Source organism: Pseudomonas sp. K5002, from assembly GCF_013386655.1.
Taxonomy (GTDB): Bacteria; Pseudomonadota; Gammaproteobacteria; order Pseudomonadales; family Pseudomonadaceae; genus Aquipseudomonas.
Genome location: NZ_JACARK010000785.1, coordinates 1 through 3751 on the forward strand (window position 1 = coordinate 1; position 3751 = coordinate 3751).

At 60.5% G+C, this 3751-nt stretch carries 4 protein-coding genes; 2 read left to right on the forward strand and 2 right to left on the reverse strand.

Annotation, left to right across the window (positions count from 1 at the left end; genetic code table 11):
• The coding region (locus tag HX846_RS28490; protein ID WP_178966569.1) for a transcriptional regulator at positions 1-495 on the forward strand (495 nt) is incomplete at its 5' end.
• On the opposite strand, the gene HX846_RS28495 is transcribed toward HX846_RS28490, so the two are convergent.
• Entirely contained in the window at positions 492-1445 is a 954-nt protein-coding gene (locus tag HX846_RS28495; protein ID WP_178966571.1) for an adenosine deaminase, read from the reverse strand. The two genes, HX846_RS28490 and HX846_RS28495, sit on opposite strands and share 4 nt — an antisense overlap.
• 194 nt (positions 1446-1639) lie before the next feature.
• On the opposite strand from HX846_RS28495, the gene HX846_RS28500 reads away from it, so the two are divergent.
• A complete protein-coding gene (locus HX846_RS28500; RefSeq protein WP_003211166.1) occupies positions 1640-2728 on the forward strand; it encodes a calcium:proton antiporter in 1089 nt (362 codons plus the stop codon).
• 155 nt (positions 2729-2883) lie between these two features.
• Here the strand turns inward: HX846_RS28500 and HX846_RS28505 are convergent.
• The coding region (locus HX846_RS28505) for an amidohydrolase family protein (RefSeq protein WP_178966573.1) at positions 2884-3751 on the reverse strand (868 nt) is incomplete at its 5' end.

Consider the following 3751-nt stretch of genomic DNA (forward strand, 5'->3'; position numbering starts at 1 on the left):
AGCGGCAAACGCTTTTTCCGGGTGGCCGCCGCCGATGTGGCGGCCGCCGTGGATGCATTGGCCTGCACCACGATGGCCAGCGTCGCCCGCAGCACGCCCATTCATTCGCGGTCATTGACTGCGCCTGCGGCTTTACGGCGAGCGCGGCTGTGCCATGGTCACCTGGGGGGCGAGCTGGCAGCGGGTTTGTATCAACGGATGATGGCGGCCGGGTGGATCGAGCGCGCGGAACAGCGTACGGACGTGACGCCGTCAGGTGCGCGCAAACTCGCAGCGCTGGGGATTTTTACCCAGGCACTGGCTCAGCCGATCGTGTGCGATTGTTTTGATTGGAGCGAACAGCAGCCACACCTGGGCGGTGCGTTGGGGGCCGCGTTGTTGAAGTTGTGCCTGCAGTCGAACTGGGTCAGCGTGATCAATGAGTCCCAGGCGTTGCAGGTCAGTGAAGCCGGGCAACTGGAAATTGCCCGGCTCGCCAGACCGGTCGGTGATTAAGGCTTGATCAACCGTGCATCCAGGCTGTTTTGCGCCAGGCGTTTGGCCTGGTCCTGGGTCATGCCCAGCGAGGTGTACAGCGCATGGAAGTTCTCGGTGACATAACCGCCGAAGTACGCCGGATCGTCCGAGTTCACCGTCACTTTCACCCCACGCTCAAGCATGTCGAGGATGTTGTGCTGGGACATGTCGTCGAACACGCAGAGCTTGGTGTTGGACAACGGGCACACCGTCAGCGGGATCTGTTCGTCGATGATCCGCTGCATCAGGCGCTCGTCTTCAATGGCGCGTACGCCATGGTCGATACGCTGGATCTTCAGCAGGTCGATGGCTTCCCAGATGTACTCCGGCGGGCCTTCTTCACCGGCGTGGGCGACGGTCAGGAAACCTTCGTGACGGGCACGATCAAACACGCGCTGGAACTTGTTCGGTGGGTGGCCCATTTCCGAGCTGTCCAGGCCCACGGCAACAAACGCATCACGGAATGGCAGTGCCTGGTCTAGGGTTTTTTCGGCCTCTTCTTCGCTCAAGTGGCGCAGGAAGCTCAAGATCAAACCGCTGGTGATGCCCAGTTGTTGCTCGCCGTCTTTCAAGGCGGCGGCAATGCCGTTGAGCACCACTTCGAACGGTACGCCACGGTCGGTGTGGGTCTGTGGGTCGAAGAACGGTTCGGTGTGGATCACGTTCTGCGCCTTGCAGCGCAGCAGGTAGGCCCAGGTCAGGTCGTAGAAATCCTGGGAAGTGCGCAGTACATCGGCGCCCTTGTAGTAGAGGTCGAGAAACTCTTGCAGGTTGTTGAAGGCGTAGGCCTTGCGCAGGGTTTCGACGTCGTTCCACGGCAGTGCGATCTTGTTGCGTTCGGCCAGGGCGAACAGCAGCTCAGGCTCCAGCGAGCCTTCCAGGTGCAGGTGCAATTCAGCCTTGGGCAGGGCGTTGAGCCAATCGTACATTTATAAATTCTCATCAGGTGCAATGGCGGCATTCTACAGGCGCACGCCGAAATAATCGGCAAAACCTGACCAAGCGGTGAGCATCCACAGGCACCGTGCAAGCAGTGCATGAACTAAGGTGTAACGAAACGTTAGCGGCGCGGTGCAGTCTGTACCCCATCAATGACGGATTCGCCGCGTTCAAAAGGCCTGCAATGCTCACATCTATCAAGCAAGAAAAATTCATGCTGCTGGCGCTGATTGCCGCCATCGCTGCCTACCCGCTGGAGCACTGGATGCTGCACAGCGGGCAGATGGTGGCGCTGTTGGCTGGCATAGCGCTGATCGGCTTTATCGTCGTGGCCTCGATGCGCGTGGCCCATCACGCCGAGCAACTGGCGGAAAAGGTCGGCGACCCCTACGGCACCATGATCCTGACCCTCGCCGCCGTGCTGGTGGAAGTGGTGATCCTGGCGATCATGATGAGCAACGAGCCCTCGCCGACCCTGGTGCGCGACACCATTTATTCGGCGGTGATGCTCGACATCAACGGCATCCTCGGCCTGGCCGCGCTGATGGGCGGCATCAAGCATGGTGAACAGTCCTACAACGACGATTCGGCGCGCACCTACAGCGTGATGATCCTTACCGCCATGGGTGTGTCGATGGTGGTGCCGGAATTTATCCCCGAGGCCGACTGGAAAATTTACTCGGCCTTCACCATCGGCGCGATGGTAGTGCTCTACACGTTGTTCCTGCGGATGCAGGTGGGCCCCCACAGTTATTTCTTCAGCTACAGCTACCCGGAAAAACGCCGCAAGAAACAGCCGGAAGAAGAGTCGCCGCCGATCAACCTGGCGTTTTCCATCGGGACGTTGGTGTTTGGCGTGATCGTGATTGGCGCGTTGGCCGAGGTGATGTCCAAGACCCTCGACCTGGGCCTGGAGGGAACGGGTGCCCCACCCGTGATCACGGCGATCATCGTGGCCGCGATTTCCGCCGCCCCGGAGATTTTGACCGCGTTGCGCGCAGCGCTGGCCAACCGCATGCAGTCGGTGGTGAACATCGCGCTGGGGGCTTCTCTGTCGACGGTGATTTTGACCGTACCGGTGATGGAAGCCATGGCCTTGTACACCGGCCAGCCGTTTCAGATGGCGATGACGCCGGTGCAGACCGTGATGGTGTTTATCACGCTGATTGTCAGTGCGATCAACCTCAACGATGGCGAAACCAACGCCATCGAAGGGATGACCCATTTTGTGTTGTTTGCGACGTTTATCATGCTGTCGCTGCTTGGACTGTAACCAATCCTGAAAACACCGCAGAAATAATTGTGGAAACCGGGCTTGTGTGGGAGCGGGCTTGCTCGCGAATACGGAGTGTCAGTCGCCAGATATGTTGACTGACCCAACGCATTCGCGAGCAAGCCCGCTCCCACATTTGAAAAGTGTTTCTTCAGTTAAGTCCGGTTGATCAGTTCCCGCGCCGCCTGGCTGTGATCGGCAATCAAGCCTTTCAGGTCCAATCCTTCGACCTGCCCGTCGATCACCCGCCATTTGCCGCCGACCATCACCCGGTCCGCTCGGTCGGCGCCACACAGCAGCAGCGCCGAGATCGGGTCATGGCTGCCGGAGAAGCGCAGTTCATCGAGCTTGAACAACGCCAGGTCGGCCTGTTTGCCTACGGCCAGTTCGCCGATGTCGCTGCGACCGAGTAACTGCGCCGAACCTTTTGTCGCCCAACCCAACACCCGTTCCGGGGTGATCTTCTCTGCCCCGTAACGCAGGCGCTGGATGTACAGGGCCTGGCGCGTTTCGAGGATCATGTTCGACGCATCATTGGACGCCGAACCGTCCACCCCCAGGCCAATCGGTGCGCCGGCGGCCAGCAGGTCCAGCGTTGGGCATATCCCGGAAGCCAGGCGCATGTTCGAGCTCGGGCAATGGCAGATACCGGTACCGGCAGCTCCGAGGCGTGCGATTTCTTCAGGGTTGAAGTGAATCCCGTGGGCCAGCCACGTGCGCGGGCCTAGCCAGCCGACGCTGTCGAGGTAATCCACGGTGCGCAGGCCGAAACGCTGCAGGCAGAAGTCTTCTTCGTCGAGGGTTTCCGCCAGGTGGGTATGCAGGCGCACGTCGAGGTTGTTGGCCAGCTCGGCGCTGGCTTCCATGATTTCCGGGGTGACGGAAAACGGCGAGCAGGGCGCCAGGGCGATCTGGATTTGTGCGCCGTCACCGCGCTCGTGGTACTGGCGGATCAGGCGGCGGCTGTCTTCCAGAATCACTTCGCCTTGCTGCACGGTTTGTTGCGGTGGCAGCCCGCCGTCG

Bases quoted from the DNA above. Each gene is read 5' to 3' on its own strand.
- HX846_RS28495 (WP_178966571.1), bottom strand. From the start codon at position 1,445: ATGTACGATTGGCTCAACGCCCTGCCCAAGGCTGAATTGCACCTGCAC.
- HX846_RS28500 (WP_003211166.1), top strand. From the start codon at position 1,640: ATGCTCACATCTATCAAGCAAGAAAAATTCATGCTGCTGGCGCTGATT.